This window comes from Streptomyces sparsogenes (genome assembly GCF_001704635.1).
In the GTDB taxonomy this organism is placed as follows: domain Bacteria; phylum Actinomycetota; class Actinomycetes; order Streptomycetales; family Streptomycetaceae; genus Streptomyces; species Streptomyces sparsogenes.
Map to the genome: position 1 here is coordinate 48,799 of NZ_MAXF01000055.1, position 15,224 is coordinate 64,022.

At 67.6% G+C, this 15,224-nt stretch carries 14 protein-coding genes, 1 tRNA gene, 1 other RNA gene and 1 pseudogene; 9 read left to right on the plus strand and 8 right to left on the minus strand.

The features are described from left to right. Positions 1–15: 15 nt before the first annotated feature. Positions 16–110: signal recognition particle sRNA small type (ffs, locus tag BBH68_RS12125), an RNA gene on the minus strand. A 74-nt stretch (positions 111–184) separates the two neighbouring features. Here ffs and BBH68_RS12130 point away from each other — a divergent pair. Continuing rightward, positions 185–269, plus strand: a tRNA-Ser gene (locus BBH68_RS12130). 80 nt (positions 270–349) lie between these two features. On the opposite strand, the pseudogene BBH68_RS43070 reads toward BBH68_RS12130, so the two are convergent. Continuing rightward, positions 350–1,044 (minus strand): annotated as a pseudogene (locus BBH68_RS43070) (tyrosine-type recombinase/integrase); the annotation flags it as partial. Positions 1,045–1,897: 853 nt separating this feature from the next. Here BBH68_RS43070 and BBH68_RS12145 point away from each other — a divergent pair. Both BBH68_RS12145 and BBH68_RS39230 read left to right on the plus strand, forming a co-directional pair. Beyond that, positions 1,898–2,083, plus strand: coding sequence for a hypothetical protein (locus tag BBH68_RS12145; protein WP_065961588.1), 186 nt, complete (start codon positions 1,898–1,900; stop codon positions 2,081–2,083). Between the two features lie 55 nt (positions 2,084–2,138). Then, the gene (locus BBH68_RS39230; RefSeq protein WP_076970944.1) at positions 2,139–4,022 is read left to right on the plus strand and encodes a helix-turn-helix domain-containing protein; all 1,884 of its coding nucleotides are present in this window, start codon (positions 2,139–2,141) and stop codon (positions 4,020–4,022) included. A 410-nt stretch (positions 4,023–4,432) separates the two neighbouring features. On the opposite strand, the gene BBH68_RS12155 is transcribed toward BBH68_RS39230, so the two are convergent. Together BBH68_RS12155 and BBH68_RS12160 are read right to left on the minus strand one after the other, a co-directional pair. After that, positions 4,433–4,966, minus strand: a complete 534-nt coding sequence (locus BBH68_RS12155) for a flavoprotein (protein WP_065961592.1) — start codon at positions 4,964–4,966, stop codon at positions 4,433–4,435. Continuing rightward, positions 4,963–6,237 carry a helix-turn-helix domain-containing protein gene (locus BBH68_RS12160; RefSeq protein ID WP_079150930.1) on the minus strand — a complete coding sequence of 425 codons (1,275 nt, stop codon included), beginning with the start codon at positions 6,235–6,237 and terminating at the stop codon, positions 4,963–4,965. Before BBH68_RS12160 ends, BBH68_RS12155 begins: the two co-directional genes overlap by 4 nt. Before the next feature lie 177 nt (positions 6,238–6,414). Between BBH68_RS12160 and BBH68_RS39235 the strand changes: the two genes are divergently transcribed. Together BBH68_RS39235 and BBH68_RS12170 are read left to right on the plus strand one after the other, a co-directional pair. Then, a complete protein-coding gene (locus BBH68_RS39235) occupies positions 6,415–6,873 on the plus strand; it encodes an ATP-binding protein (RefSeq protein WP_158080313.1) in 459 nt (152 codons plus the stop codon). Beyond that, positions 6,870–7,163 carry a hypothetical protein gene (locus BBH68_RS12170; protein ID WP_065961596.1) on the plus strand — a complete coding sequence of 98 codons (294 nt, stop codon included), beginning with the start codon at positions 6,870–6,872 and terminating at the stop codon, positions 7,161–7,163. Before BBH68_RS39235 ends, BBH68_RS12170 begins: the two co-directional genes overlap by 4 nt. Before the next feature lie 1,322 nt (positions 7,164–8,485). On the opposite strand, the gene BBH68_RS12175 is transcribed toward BBH68_RS12170, so the two are convergent. The 3 genes from BBH68_RS12175 to BBH68_RS12185 all read right to left on the minus strand — a co-directional run bounded on the left by BBH68_RS12175 (position 8,486) and on the right by BBH68_RS12185 (position 10,161). Next, positions 8,486–8,767: a type II toxin-antitoxin system RelE family toxin gene (locus BBH68_RS12175; RefSeq protein ID WP_065961598.1), complete on the minus strand. Its 282-nt coding sequence runs from the start codon at positions 8,765–8,767 to the stop codon at positions 8,486–8,488. A 4-nt stretch (positions 8,768–8,771) separates the two neighbouring features. Next, positions 8,772–9,053 (minus strand): type II toxin-antitoxin system Phd/YefM family antitoxin, encoded by a 282-nt coding sequence (locus BBH68_RS12180; protein WP_245738024.1) that lies wholly within the window; start codon positions 9,051–9,053, stop codon positions 8,772–8,774. Between the two features lie 175 nt (positions 9,054–9,228). Further along, the gene (locus BBH68_RS12185) at positions 9,229–10,161 is read right to left on the minus strand and encodes a DUF2867 domain-containing protein (protein WP_065961599.1); all 933 of its coding nucleotides are present in this window, start codon (positions 10,159–10,161) and stop codon (positions 9,229–9,231) included. Positions 10,162–10,214: 53 nt separating this feature from the next. On the opposite strand from BBH68_RS12185, the gene BBH68_RS12190 reads away from it, so the two are divergent. After that, positions 10,215–10,814, plus strand: coding sequence for a TetR/AcrR family transcriptional regulator (locus tag BBH68_RS12190; protein ID WP_079150931.1), 600 nt, complete (start codon positions 10,215–10,217; stop codon positions 10,812–10,814). Positions 10,815–10,873: 59 nt separating this feature from the next. Here the strand turns inward: BBH68_RS12190 and BBH68_RS12195 are convergent, their stop codons facing one another. Beyond that, positions 10,874–11,413, minus strand: coding sequence for a GNAT family N-acetyltransferase (locus BBH68_RS12195; RefSeq protein ID WP_065961604.1), 540 nt, complete (start codon positions 11,411–11,413; stop codon positions 10,874–10,876). Between the two features lie 365 nt (positions 11,414–11,778). Here BBH68_RS12195 and BBH68_RS12200 point away from each other — a divergent pair, with 365 nt between their 5' ends. The 3 genes from BBH68_RS12200 to BBH68_RS12210 form a co-directional block, all read left to right on the plus strand. Then, complete coding sequence (locus BBH68_RS12200; protein ID WP_076970945.1) at positions 11,779–12,888, plus strand: DUF1152 domain-containing protein; 1,110 nt, start codon at positions 11,779–11,781, stop codon at positions 12,886–12,888. 613 nt (positions 12,889–13,501) lie between these two features. Then, a complete protein-coding gene (locus tag BBH68_RS12205) occupies positions 13,502–14,695 on the plus strand; it encodes a PP2C family protein-serine/threonine phosphatase (RefSeq protein ID WP_065961607.1) in 1,194 nt (397 codons plus the stop codon). A gap of 431 nt (positions 14,696–15,126) precedes the next feature. Beyond that, a partial coding sequence (locus tag BBH68_RS12210) for a cold-shock protein (protein ID WP_141712987.1) occupies positions 15,127–15,224 on the plus strand: 98 nt, incomplete at its 3' end.

Consider the following 15,224-nt stretch of genomic DNA (forward strand, 5'->3'; position numbering starts at 1 on the left):
CGCCCCTCCCCCAACGCAAGGGCCCCCCACGTACCCGCCAGAGCTCACTTACCCTTGCTGCCTTCCGGCCCTGGGGGAGTTCGGTGAGATAGCGCCACGTGAGGGGCTGGCCCCCACCCTAGCGGATGGACCGGCCCGGGTACGAGTTCGCGTGCACGGCTCCTGGTCTTGTATTGTTTCCGGCGGAGGATTCGCCTAGAGGCCTAGGGCGCACGCTTGGAAAGCGTGTTGGGGGCAACCCCTCACGAGTTCGAATCTCGTATCCTCCGCACTTGCCTGACCAGGCAAAACGAGGGGCCCCATCGATCATCGGTGGGGCCCCTCGTTGTTGTCCTCAGCGCTCGTTGTCCTAGTTTTTGTCCACAGAGCGTGTCTCGGGGCGTCCCCGCCCCCAGATGGCATCGGCGATCTTCCGGGCCACGTCCTTGAGCATGGCGTCCGGCACATGCAGGTACCGCGCTCGCATCCGCGCGGAGGTACCCGGCTCCCAACCCATGATCTGATCAATCACGCGGTCCGGGACCCCGAGCAGCATGAGCACGGTGGCGGCGGTGTGCCGGGCGTCGTGAAGGCGAGCCGCACTCCCGCGTCTTCGAGTAGCCGCTTCCAGTCGTGGTAGTCCGTGTTCGGGCTCAGTGGGCCACCCAGCGGCTTGGTGAACACGTACTCCGACTCGGCCCACAGGTTCCCGGCCGCCTTGCGCTCGCGCCCTTGCGTCTCGGCATGTGCACGAAGCATCGCGACCAGCGGGCCCGGCAGGGGCACGGCCCGCCGGCCCGCTCGCGACTTGGTGTTCTTGGTCTCACGCCGGACCTGCACCTTGTCCGGGCAGTACCCCGCCTTCCGGCGGCACGGTGAGGCTTCCGGGCACCCGCGCTCGTGCCTGGGGCGCAGACGGTTCCTCCGCAGCTTCAGGTACTCATTGGCGAGGTCGACGTCAGACCAGCGCAGCCCGAGCGTTTCGCCCTGCCTCAGTCCGAGCGCCAGTGCCAGCATCCAGCGGGCGCTGTTCCGGCGCTTGTTGGCTTCGAGCAACAGGCGCTGAAGCTGGGGTGCCGGAAAGCCCGGAGCGCCGCCCGCTTGGGGCAGCGCTCCGGGAGAGGTGGTTCAGAGGTGGTTCAGGCGGCGCGCTGCTCGGCGCGGCGGCGGGCGACGTATTCGGCGGGCGCGTCTGCGGGCACGCGGCGGACAACGCTCTTGTGATCGTCCACTCCATCGAACTGGATCGCACCGTTGAACCTGTGACCGCGACCGGCGGAATCCTCCACTGCACCTCGCCGTGGACCATCGAGGAGGAGACCTTGACCGTCATCTCCTACATCCACCGAACCGGACTGTGAGGCGGTCGGCGAGCGACTTCCTTCCCCAGGTCTCCCCCAACAGATGGCGGCACACAGAACTTCGCAGGTCGTAGGCGGTCAACGGAGCCCGCAGTAAGTCTGCCCATGGGTGGAGGGGGGGTGGCTGTGTCCGGCTGGGACGACCATGCGCGTTGTTGCCGACCTGGTCTCCCGGGTTGGCAACAACGCCTGGTGGCCGGACGCACCCCAAATGCGTTCCGGTCGGGGACCCGATACCTGTGATGTCCGAAGTGCCGGGAACCACGGCCACTGTGGCCTACCGGACCCCGCCCTTGCAACGGCAAGTCCGGACGAGGCTGGAACAACCAGCGGCTCATATCGACGCTACGGTTCGAGAGAGATCCTGACCTGCTTCTTTAGGGCCTACCCGCTTGAGCTGGACAGCGCTGGAACAAAATCCGGAACATCAGCATCCGGTGGATTCTGGGCCTAACGGTGCGACACCATCGACTGCGTGCCGCCCCGCAGAGCCCCAAACTCCTAGGCGCACACGGCACGCATGTCCGAAGTGCCCGAAACCATCGAGAGGTTCCGAGATGACTGAAGCTGGTACCTGTATCGTCCCCTGCGCCCTCGTCGTCGTGATCTACGTGCTCGTCGTCGTGCTTCATACCGCCGACACGGGGCTCCGGTCGACGTGGCTCATGCTCCGCGACGACCTGGCCGCACTGACCAGTCTGGCGGCTCCGTTCATCCCTCAAGCCAGCCACGGCCGTTGCTGATCGAGTGCTCCTGATGGGCCGTCGCGAACAGATAACTCCAGCGCACGTCCCAGAGATGGAGGAGGTGGCGCAATTGCTGCAGCAGGCGCGCCGCCTCGCTCGTCTCTCCTTCCGTCAGCTGGAGGAGATCACAGGGGTCGCCAGTTCGAGTCTAAACCGGGCCGCGAAGGGGCATCGCACATCCTGGGGAATCGTTGAAGCCTTCGCGCGCGGCTGCGGGGCCGACCCGGAGGAAGCCCTTGCCGCATGGCAGCGAGCACAGCCGGTCCGCCGCGAGCTCGCCGCAAAGCCGCAGCCACAGAACATCAGTACTTTCGGCGACTTGGTCTGGGCTATGCGGGTATTGCGCGCCCGCCACTCCAAGCCGCCGACCCTGAGGGAGGTCGAGAGTGCCGGATCCGGCCTGATGCCACGGTCCACCCTCAGCTCGCTCCTTGGTAGCGCCCCGCCGCGCCGGGTCCGTAAGGACCTGCTGCTCGCCTACATGCGTGCAATGGGTGAGACTGAGGACGAGGTAGAGCAGTGGGAAGCGGCGTGGGAGCGCGCAAACGGCAGCTATGTAGCCAGCCCGCCTATACCAGTCCGCATGGTGGCGTCTCCCGCGCTCCTATCGCAGCTGGCTGATCTGGAGATGTCTCGCTGGAACTGCGTCGCGGCGTTAGTCGATCAGGCCGCCGCTGGCAGGCGTGAGAGCCGGTCGGGCCCGATTCGGGTGTCCCTCGCCTTGGAGCCTCCGTCCGGTGCTGGAGGACGCCCCAGTCTGTGCATCTCCGATGACGGCCCCGGTCTGGATGCGGATAGCCTCCTACAGAGACTGAGAGATAGCTGGACCACCAGCACTCGCGGTCGTAACCGTGCCTTCGGTATCAGCTTCAGTATCGCCACCGTGCGCCTCGGAACGCTCATCACTATCCGTACAGCCCAGGCAGGAATGCGCCGATGGGCAGTACTTAGACTCGACCTGCGAGCGCTGACCCGTTCTCCTGAGGCTGACTGGATGACCTTGGCGAGTGAGCGGAAGGCAAAGTCCAGTGATCACGGCACCCACATCACCATCGGTGGTCTGCGTGAGAGCTGGAGCGCCGATGCTTGGCATCAACTCCGCTTCAGACTAGGCGACCTCTACAGTCACCCGCTTCGTGAAGGACATATAGAGATCATCATGAACGGCCGTAAGGCAAGGCCACGGATGCCTTGCATTTGGGGAGAGCATCGCTCGGTCACGCGTCACGGCAAGGACATCAGCGCGGTGCAACGAATTGACAGCCCGCAGCAAACCGTGCTCGAGTGCTTAGATTGCGGGCACAGCGGCGTCGCCAGCGACGTGTGCGTGGTGTGCGGAGGTGGTGATCTACGCCCGCTGACCCCCCGCATCTGGGGCTGGGTGGGAGTGCAGCGGTACCTTGATCGGATCGACTATGGGCTCGACTTCTACCGGAACGGTAGAAAGATCCTCACCCGGGACAAGACGATCTTTGAATGGCATGACGACGACACCGGACAAACCGAGTTGGAGTACCCGGTTGAACTCGGCCACCTCGGTGGCCGGATCGTCGGTGAAGTTCACTGCGACCACCTACGTGTCACCCCCACCATGGACGCATTCGCTCATGACCCCGCCGCATGGCGCGCGGTCGTAGAGGCAGTCCGTGGCACCGGCCCCCTCCGTCCTCGGCACCGCGAAATGCTTGGATACGGGTCGCCCAACACCAGCCCGCTCGGGACCATTTTCAACGCCTTCCGCAGAGTCGATCCCGGACTGAGATGCCTCGTCCCAGGCGATGGGCGAAGGCCAATTCACAAAGAAGCGCGCAGGTGGGGTGAGCAGTTCCACAAGGGTGACTCGAGGTACCAGGGTGACGACGTCTGGTACGAGGCTGTGCTCCAGCACGAAGGGCTGAGCGCTGTCGGTCAGTTTCCCCCAGATGTCCCCCACTGACCACGCTGTTGAGGGAACTCCCTGGTGAGACGGTGCGGGCGGAGCCCCGCTGTAAATCTGCCAGCTCAGCCTTGCCTGCGTGCGACTCGTTGTCCTGGTCTTTGTCCAGACCACCGATGAACGCCGCCGTTCATCGCCGGACGCTCACCCCGCTTGACCCGCCACGCGAACCTCTACGAACTCCCCCGGACGGCCACGCGGACAGGTGGAAAGCGTGTTGGGGGCAACCCCTCACGAGTTCGAATCTCGTATCCTCCGCACCCGCCCAGCAGGGCGTACGAAGGGCCCGATCACCCAGTGGTCGGGCCCTTCGTGATCTCGTGTCTCGCTTCCGTCTCGGCTGTCGAGAACTCCCACCAGGACGATCGCGGCGGTGTGGCCGCCGGTCAGCTACGGACCCGTTTCCGCGCTCACCGCACCTTGTGGATCAGCAGCTCCACTGCTTGCTCCCACCGGAACTTCTCACGCCCGCCGCCCGCCTTCGGCTGGTGCGGCTCGTAGTCGGCGATCAACACGCCCATCCCCCGGAGCCGCTCCAGACTCTGCCGGTACGCCGGGTGGGCCGCCTGGGCGGCGTTCAGGTAGGGCAGGGCAGCGGTCGGGATGCCCAAGCCGTACGCCTCGCACAGGATGCCCAGGGCCAGAGTGTCCGAGATGCCGGCAGCCCACTTGTTGATCGTGTTGAAGGTCGCCGGAGCGACGGCGATGGCGTCCGGCGGCGGGAGGGGGCGCGGGTCACCGGGCGAGCGCCAAGCGGAGCGAATCGGGTAGCCAGTCTGGGCCTCGACGGCTTGAGCATCGATGAAGCCGAGGCCCTGCGGGGTGGCAATCACTCCCACGCCCCACTCCCGCACCTGGGCCGCAGTGATCAGCTTGCTGATGTCACCGGCGATCCCGGCCGCGCAGACAACGACGTAGAGGAACGGCTTACTCCGCTCGCTCATGCAGGCACTCCCAGTTGTCGGCAGAAGTGATGCAGCTCGGGCACGGCCCGGCGGCGATCACGGGCGGCCATGTCGGCCACCAGCTCACGTACTGCCGGCCGTCGGATGTCCTGGGCCGCGCAGCTTTCAGCGACCCGGAGCGCCCGGTAACCGTCGGCGAGCCTGCCCTGCTGACTGTACGCACGCCCGGCTTCGATCCACAGGGCCGCGCGCCGCTCGGGGACGGGGATCGACCGGCGCATGAGTGGTCGGGCGGTTTCCAGGGCGATGCCCGCATCGCCGAGTGCAACGGCCGCGCTCACGGCGTGCAGCTCGACGTTGGTGGGGCTGAAGTTTGCCCACGCTTCCGGGCGGTCGAGAGACACGTAGCGGGCGACGTCCGCTGCTTCCCTGAGAAAGTCCTGCGTGGCCGCGCGATCTCCGGCGTTGCTCGCGGCTGTGACGCCCCGCAACAGCATCAGCCCGAGGGCTGAGAGGTAGTGCGGAGAGCGACGATCGTAGGCACCGGTCAGCTGTTCGGCGGTGTGACGCACGAGCGTCACGGCTTGAGAGGTGTGATTGTCCCGGGCGAGGACATGCGCGTGTACTCGAACGCTGGACGCCAGGACGACGGGGTCACCACAACGCTCCGCCTCCGCCATGGCCCGTCCGACCGCCATCCACGCATGGCCGACGTCGCTGAGCTTGAGCAACAGGCTCGCCGAGGTCTGGTAGACCGTGGCCAGCAGGCCGACGACGGGCGAGGTGTGGGATGAGTCGGCTGCTGCGCGCCGCAGGTCAGCGATCAGTGGTGGCAGGGCACGTCCCAGCTCGGCGTAGTCGCACGTACAGAACAGCCGACGTGCTGCGGCGACTCGCTCACCCAGCTCCCGGGCACTTACCTTGTCGGCCGTGGGCGCAAGAGGGGTCGCAGGCAGCAGAGCCTGTACCAGATCCTGATGGGCAGCTGGGCTGGACGCCGGCGGCAGCGCGAGGGAGGCAACGCTGGCAGCCAGAAAGGTACGACGGTGCATGTCCTCCTTCTTAGGGTCTGCGGTGTGGGGAACGGGCGAGGCAGCCAGGCCAAGTTCGTGAAGCGGGATGTCCAACACCCTGGCCACATCTCGCAACACGCGGATGTCTTCCGTGCCACGCCCGTTCTCCAGCCGGCTCACCTTCGCCTGGTGGTAGCCCAGCGCTGCGGCGACCTGCGCTTGCGAGCGCTTCTGCCGCAGTCGAGCGTCACGGATGACCCGACCGAGTCGTCTCGCCTGGTCCTGGGCATCGGCCACCTCCGCCACGGCCCCTCCCCTGTCACCGCCGATACTGCCCCTTCAACCGAGCGTAGGTCAGCCGAGATTCGCCGTAATGCAGCTTGTGCATAACGCATGCGCCACGAGCACCCGCAGGGACCGTTGGACGTCGATGAGCAGTTCCCTGGGACGGCCCCACTCGTTCCGGAGGCGCACATGGAAACGCACCGACACAGCTTCGTCCTTCCCGGCGAACCACATGCCGTTGCCGACACCCGGCACCGCGTATTCGGGGCCTTATGCCGATGGGGACTACAGGCTGACAGCGACGTGCTCCACTCGATCGAATTGGCAGCCAGCGAGCTCGTCACCAACGCTGTGAAGCACGTCGGCTCCAAACACGTCTCGGTGGACGTCCAACTCTGCGGCCGTCTCGTACGTATCGATGTGTGCGACGCCAGCCACGAACTCCCGCGGCTGGCCCTGCCTGGTGCGGTCGACGAGAGCGGTCGAGGTCTGATCATCGTGGCAGCCCTGGCCACACGGTACGACGTGGAGCTGACACCCACGGGTAAGCGGTGCTGGGCTGAATTCGAAGTGCCCCTGCAAGCTTTGCGATCCCCCAACCACCTCGGCCTCACGGACGCACGCACCCCTGAAGGGAAAGTCGGATGACCACGCCACCAGCATCCGACCGCAACGACGGCTGGGAGATGGACCAGCTCCATCGGGACGAGATCACCGTGGCGATGAACTGGGTCATCCGAACCTGTCAGCAGATCGTCCGCGAACGCAGCCACAAGACGTTCTGGGCCCCGGCCGGCACCACCGACGGCACCCCAACCGCGGAACAGTTCATGCACACGGCCCGCGAAGACGTACTCGACAAGCTCCAGCGGATCGTCGATGGCGCCCGGTCCGTCATGAGACAGATCGAGCACGAACGCGCCAAGCACAAACAGTGAGTTACAACCTTCTCTACGGGGTCAAGGCGGCTCGCTCCGCTCGCCGCGCGCGGCCCGGACCCCGGCCGAGCCTGCGCTCCTGTCTCCGCCCCGCTCCAGCCCGACCGCCGCCCGTGCCGCGCGCACAGCAATCAGCCGCTTGCCGTAGAAGGGGTACGTCGTGGCTGGGGCGGTCGACTCCGCGATTTTAGGCAGCCACTTTGGCGCGAGCCTCGAAGATCACGGCCCCAACCTCGTGCTTTACCGGGCAGGTCCACAGACTGCCCGACGCGCCGGAAGCTTACTGGGCCGTGATCACTCGCGCCAAAGCAGCTCCAGCCCAAAATCGCTCCGCCGACCGCGGAAGCAGGTTCCCGCACCGTCGAGATCAGGCCGAACATTGTGCTTACCCACCGCAAGCAACCCGCGCGTACTGCGCACCTGATATGCGCAGTACGCATGACCTGTGAGATAACAGCAAAAAGTTCATCACGCCGGGTAGCGGTGTCAATTGCTTTTACATCCGAGAGTTATCGGTCCAACTGGTTGGAAGAGGTGTCATCCGACTGATCGTTGCTAACTTCCACTCTCAAGACACGAGCCCGCCGATACTGCGGAGGCTGGAGACCAGTGCAGTATCGACGGGCCAGTGACACCGTGGAGGTATGTATCCCAATGAATCTGACTGTCCATTCACATCCCTTGTCAAGCCAGAGGCACCACATCTGGCCGGTGAGCGTCATCATCGTTGTCGTCTTGATCAAGGCTCCAGTGGATCTGTTGCCCGTTGTCCTGCCTGGGCTCACCGGTGTTGTCACGCTGCTGATGGGGGCAGCTGTACAGCAGCGGAGTACAGCAACCACCGCAACCACCCCCACCTCGTAGTGACCTCGTGCACCCGAAGCTCGACCTGTATGACCGTTGCTGACCGATCTCTGTAGAGCTACAGATCGGAAGGTTGCACCAGGTGGAGGCGGTCCCACCTCGTGCCAGGCCGTCTCATTCAGGGGCGGTCATCGGGGACCCGACAGCCAGCCCGGCTGAACGCCCGGACAGGCATGAACGCAGGTGAACGGCCCTGTACGTGGCTTCACAAAGCACCAACAGACTTGAAAAGCGTGTTGGGGGCAACCCCTCCCGAGTTCGAATCTCGCGTCCTCCGCACTTGCCTGAACAGGCGAAACGAAGAGCCGAGCCGCAATCGCAGCTCGGCTCTTCGTTGTGCTTCGGTTGCAGTTCTGGTTGCACTCACAGGCGACATTCGGGGCATCTCGACAATCAGACTGGTGCACGCCCCGTAACTTCCCGGCGGACGCTCGACGCCAATCTGCACGGCGGGAGGCCTACAGGACTTGGCGGTAGACGTCGCGACGATTGCCGACGGCCAGGACCCACACCATCAGCTGACCGTCCTCAACGGTGTAGACGACGCGATAGTCGCCGACCCTGAGGCGCCAGCGGGCACTGTGCCCTTGGAGGGCCTTGATGTCGAACGATGCCGTGTCCCCCGCGCCCATCGCCTTCTGGAGTTCGGTGAGGCGGTGCAGGATGCGCAGGGCGTCCGGGCGCGGGATCTTGAGCATGTCCCGCTGAGCGTGCGGCGTGAAGCGCGTGACATACCCCATGAGGTCAGTCCTGATGAGCGCGCAGCAAGGCAGCCATCTCTTCGAGTGAGACCGCCCCCTCCGTGCCCTCGGACTCGGCTTCGTCGGCCAGTCGGTTGAGCCACGCCTCTTCGACGCTCTCCGCGATCTCACGCAGGCGCTGGTACTCCTGGATATCGATCACGACGGCTTCCCGCTTGCCGCGCCGAGTGATGATCGTCGGGGTCTCCTCCCGACGAGCGCGATCGATGACGTCGGCGAGGTGGCTGCGCACCTCGGCCATGGATTCAACCACCGGATCACTCATGTCATGAATGTAGCAGATGTACATGAACTGCTATCACCCGCCCCCACGAGGGACGAGCTGCTCCAGCGAGTCGCCCCTCCGGCACTCTCCGGCGCACCTGCCAGGCGTCACCAGCCCCGCTCGCCGTCCAGGCGTTGAAATGGACAGACGGCCGCTACTGGCACGAGCAGCCGCTTCAGGGCGCATCAGGTGATCCCGTGGCGGACGCTCTGCCCGTGGCGGCCCGATTCCGTTCCCCGGCGCTGGGTGCCGCGAGGGCCAGAGCGCGGTGGGTGCGCCGGAGCATGGCGCGGGCCATGAAGGGGTGTACGCGCTTGACCACGGCCCAGTAGAGGCGCGCGCGCAGGCTGTCGGCCCTCACGACCGTGCTCAGGGTGACGTCATGCTCATCGACGAGGATCGAGGCGCGGGCGGTCAGACCTGCCGTGTTCACGTCGAGGAGCAGCTCGCCGCCCGCTTGGGCGAGGACCGGGAAGGCGTCGCGCAGGATGGGCGTCCATGCGGCCGGGTCACGCGGCATGCCGGGGAGGAGTTCCATCCGGTACGCGTCCTCGTAGTCGGGGCGGTCGAGGGAGGTGCGGACCAGCTGGGCCGCCGCCGGTATGGCGATGGCTCGGGGGCGGGCCCAGCCGAGCCGATGGAGCAGTCGCACCCACGGGGACCAGCGCACGGGGCGGGCGACGCCGCCGGCCGCCGCGCGCTCGATGTTGTCGAAGATCTCCTCGACCATCGTGTCGTGTATGTGCCGTATGACGCAGGCCCACTGGAGCCGGAGGAGGCCTCGCACTTCGCACTCGAGGACATGGCGTACGCGGCAGCGTTCGGCGCCGAGCGGTGCGACCGTCAGCTCGTGGTAGCCGTCGAGGCCGCCGTCCGGCGGGGTGTCGAAGCGGACGCGACGCCCGGGTTCGTACGCCGTGACGTGGTAGCGGATCCGGCCGTGCCCGCCGTCCGCGCCCACTGCGAGCGGGCCGTCGAGGCGCATCCGCGGCCACGCCGGGGTCGGGAAGATCGGGTCGTCCGCGGCGGAGAGCCGGTCGAGCAGAGCGCCGACAGCAGCCGCGGGGGCCTCGATCACGCGCTCATGGACATTGCGTACCGCGGTCATCGGGCACCCCTCCATACGCTACCGTACGGTTTACCATACGGTAGCGTATGGTCATGGTGCAACGGCAGCAACGGCAGGACAAGAAAGCCCGGTTGACCGCCCAGGACTGGGCGGACGCCGCCCTCACCGCGATCGGCGAGGGCGGTCTCGCGGCCGTCGCCGTGGAACCCCTCGCGGCCCGGCTCGGCACCACCAAGGGCAGCTTCTACTGGCACTTCGCCAACCGCGACGCGCTCATCGAGGCCGCTCTCGACCGCTGGGCGCAGATCAACACCGAGGGCGCCATCAGCGACGTCGAGACGGAACCGGACCTCAGCAAGCGGATCCAGCTGCTCTTCGCCAATGCCATCACGTCGGCCACGGCCGACCCGCTCGAGGTCACGCTGCTCGCCACCGCGAACCACCCCCAAGTGGCGGCGGCCCTGCGCCGGGTGACCGAACGCAGGCTGGCCTACCTCACCCAGCTCTTCGCCGACCTCGGCTTCCCCGAACCGGAGGCCCGCCGCCGCGGGCTGCTCGCGTACACCGTCTATCTGGGCCACGCCCAGCTCGGCCATGCGATGTCCTCGGTGCTGCCCCCGGAGGAGGGCGGGGAGTTCCGCGCGTATCTCAGCGAGGCGCTTGAGGTGCTGCTGACCCGTGGCGGGGCGTGAGGGACACAGCGCCTCTGCAAGCTCGGCCGTCGCGGGATCGTGGCCAGGTGCGGCCGCGCTCAGTCGGAGGGCGGGATGGGGGACCGCAGGCCGAGCCACTGCTCGGCGTCCCATGCCTGGAACCGCTCGATCTCGGTGAAGCCCAGCTTTGCCGCGAGGCGCATCGAGCGGACGTTGGCGGTCTGGGTGGTGAGCACCACCGGCTCGCCGGGGAGGACGCCGTCGAACCAGTCGAGTGCCGCCGCGCACGCCTCGGCGGCGTACCCGTGTCCCCACGCTCGCGGCAGGAACAGGTAGCCGAGATCGACCTTCCCCGCGACAGCCGGGCGACGGTGCTCCGTCGCTCTCCTGAGCAGGATCTGGCCGATCATCGCCCCGTCGAGATCGACGACGAAACTCCCGGGCCACCGCGCGGGCACCCCGGGCATCTCGCGCTCGAGCTCGTCACGGGGGCGGGGGCCGCCGAGGTAGGTGTGCACCTCGGGCGACGCCAGCAGCCGGATGAACGTCGCACGGTCCCGGGCCTCGGGCTCACGGAGCAGGAGCCTCTGGGTCCTGATCGGGGCGGGCGGCCAGGCGACGGGTCCGAGCTCGGTCATGTGGGCAGCTAATCAGCGGGCTCAGAAGCGATCAAGACTTGGGAGAGGGCCGCCCCTGCTTCTCACGCCTGGGCGGATCGGTTCCGTTCGATCCTCTGGCGGATCGGTTCCGTTCGATCCTCCGGGCGGACCGGTTCCGTGATGGCGGCTACCCGCAGAGCCGGCCGATGAACTGGGCGCATGGCCGCATCCTCGTACGGACGGAGTCGTGGTTGGCCGGGCGAGGTCCTCGTCGTCGGTCCGTCACAGGGGGCGGCCGGCTCAGGGGGGTGGCCGGCTCAAGGGGTGGCCAGGAAGGCCAGGCGTCCGCGACCACGGAGGGGACCGCCGTGCCACCGAAGCCGGGGCGCCGTACGCTGGGCCGGGTGACACGGGTGATCGTGGCAGCCGGAGGAGGGGGCGACGCGGTCGCCGCCGCGATGGTCGATTCCGCCCTGTACGGCGGGCAGGAACCGGCGGTGATCTTCACCTACGCGTGGGACCGTCTTCTGATGGACCCGGTACCGGGCCCGCGAGGCCCCGGCAACTTCACCGGGCTCCGGCAGCTCACGCCCGCCGTATGGGCCGTCCCCGCCGAGGCGGAACCGATCGCGCCCGCGGGATCCACGCTTCCGCGCCTCGCCGCGGAGCTGCCCCACACCTTCGCCCTCATCGATCCCCGCCACGGCGCCGAGGGGATCACCCGCCAGCTCGAAGAGCTGATCAGCCACCTGGCGCCCTCCTCGGTCGATCTCCTGGACGTCGGAGGCGACATCCTCGCCCGAGGCGACGAGCCAACCCTGAAGAGCCCGCTGGCCGACGCGCTCACCCTCGCCACGAGCCGCCAGGTCGGCCACCCCGTGCGCCTCCTGCTCGCGGGCCCCGGCCTGGACGGCGAACTCCCGGCCGCCGATCTACGCCCCCACCTGGGCGCCCTGATCCACACCCTCACCCCCCGGGACGTCGAGGCGATCAGCCCGGTCCTGGACTGGCACCCCTCCGAGGCGACCGCCATGCTCGCGGCCACCGCCCGGGGGGAACGCGGCACCTGCGAAATCCGGGACGCGGGGCTCTCCGTGCCGCTCAGCGACGAGAGCCCGACCATCCACGAGGTCGATCTCCACGAGGCCCTGAACCGCAGCCGGCTGGCCCGCGCGATCCTGGGGACCACCAGCCTGGACGAGGCGGAGCGACACACCCGCGAGATCTGCGGCTCTTCGGAAATCGACTACGAGCGCGACAAGGCCGCACGGCTCACCGACCAGCCGACGGCCGAGCTGGACCCCGAGGCCGTCCTGTCCCGGCTCGACCGGTTCGAGGCCGACGCCCGCGACCGCGGAGTCACCCACACCACCTTCCGCCGCATCACCGAAGCCCTCGGGGTCCCCGGCACCCGACGCCGCGAGCTGCGCGCCCTGTTGATCAGCAGTCGTCCGGAACAGTTCGCGGCACCCCTGTGGCGTATCGCCGGGGAACCCGACGCCAGACCTGGGTGATCTTGAAGCGTATTCGCTGAGTGACAACTTTCTCCACGGGGTCAAGGCGCCGCGCAAGCGCGGCCCGCCGGCGCCGGCCGCCGCTCCCCGCCCCGGTCCGAGTCCCGTGCCGGGCAACAACGCGACACCGCCCGCCGCCCGCCGCCCGCCGCGCCCGCCGCCCGCCGCCCGCCGCCCGCATCAGCGTCTGCTCACCGACCGGCAAGGCATCCGTCGCGCAGGCGACACGCGGCTGCGCCGTCCGGGCCGGTACAGCCGTCGGCTCGGCACCCCGGGCCGCCCGCCCGGCCGGGAGTACGCTGATCTCACCGAGAACTTTCGGGCGCACGACCACGGCAGCGCCGTGGTGAGTGACAGGTGGCCGCCGCCGATCCCGAAAACCCGCTGTCGGCTCCCCGCACCCTGGCACTCGCCGAGAACAGCCGGGACGGAGAAAACACATGGGAATGGGAAGGGGGACCCGTACTCAGGTGAGAGGCCCGACGCGGTCGAGCCCGGATGACCGGCCGGTCGGTCCGGTCGTCGACGTCCCCGGTGGAGCGATGGCACGAGCAATCTCTTCGTCGTCCCACCACGCCGCAGCCGATACGCGCCGATCATGGCGGGGCAGCGGATGACGCCCGGGCGGCGCGTGGACCGCTCCGAGAGCTTCGGGGAAGCGCTGCTGGGAGCGATTCTCGACCGCGCGCACGAGCTTCCTCCCCATCTGCTCGGGCCGCTGGTCGCCGACGTGGTGGAGCGATTGGGGGGCCGCCGTCCGCAGGTGCTGCTGCAGGACTACGACCAGCTGACACTCGTACCCCTGCCCGGCGAGGGCCTCGCGGAGGGAGAACCGGAGGTGATCGACGACTCCGGCGCCGGTCGCTGCTTTCTCGACGCGGTTCCCGTCGAGCTGCCTGAGGACGACGGCGTACGGGTCCACCTGCCGCTGCTGGACGGCGGCGACCAGGTGGGGGTCATGGCGGTGACGCTGGACAGCGTCGATGACGACGACCGCCGCCTGCTGCACAGGATCTCCGGCCTGGTGGCCGACCTGCTGGTGACCAAGCACGGCTACTCCGACCTGTTCTTCCGTGCCCGACGCGGTGAACCGATGAGCGTCGCCGCGGAGATCCAGTGGTCCCTGCTGCCACCGCTGGCGATGATCATGCCTCGTGTCGCCGTGGCCGGGATCCTGGAACCCGCCTATGACGTGGGCGGTGACAGCTTCGACTACGCCCTCAACGGGGACGTCCTCCACGTGGTCATGATCGACGCGATGGGGCACGGCCTGGACGCGGCCACGATGGCCGCCGTGGCCATCGGCTCCTACCGCCACGCCCGCCGCGCCGACATCGGGCTGTCGGAGATCTACGACTTCATGGACCGCGCGGTGGCGGAGCAGTTCGGTCCCGAACACTTCGTCACCGCGCAGGTGATGCAGCTGGATGCGACGACAGGACGGGTCCAGTGGGTCAATGCAGGGCACCCGCCGCCGATCCTCGTCCGCGACCACCGCGTCGCGGACCGCCTGGACGCCCCGACGACCCTCCCTGTCGGCCTGGGGGGTCCGGAGCCACGGATCGGCGAACTGGCGCTGGAGCCCGGGGACCGCGTCCTCTGTTTCACTGATGGACTGATCGAGGAGCGCAAGAGCGATGGGGAGGAGTTCGGGGAGGACCAGCTGATCGACTGTGTGAACCAGCTGGAGAGAACCGGCCGCGGGGTCCGGGCGGTGACGCGCGCTCTGTCCCACACGCTCAAGCGGGCGCGGGGCGGACACACCACGGATGACGCGACGCTCCTCATGGTGGAGTGGCGCGGCTGACCCACCACTGCCGTCCGCCACCATGCCGCCGGCCTCGGCCAAGGGACGGCCTGTCCCGCGGCGATGTGACCTTCATCGCCATACGGGCATTTCGCCGCTACGCCATCCGCTGACGACGGCAGCAGCGGCAGATCTCCCGTCGACGGAGGTCACAAGGCTCTGGACGAAAGTACACGACAGGAAGAGTCGCACCCGCGGAGGGCAATATCTGTGTCCGTGACATGAGAAATAGGTACGGGGCACGACGAGTATTCCTCGACCGTCTACCGGAGCGCAATTATCCACCGCGCAGGGCCGATCCCACCGTGCTACTGTCGATCTCAGTTGCAGGTGTGGTTGCCAGAAGGTTCATTTCCAACGGGGTAATCATCACGGCGACACGGTATTCGCACAGGGCGAATTCCTGACACCGTCTCCGAAGGGGAAATGAAATGGCTACTGGCACCGTGAAGTGGTTCAACGCGGAAAAGGGCTTCGGCTTCATCGAGCAGGACGGCGGCGGCGCCGACGTCTTCGCCCACTACTCGAA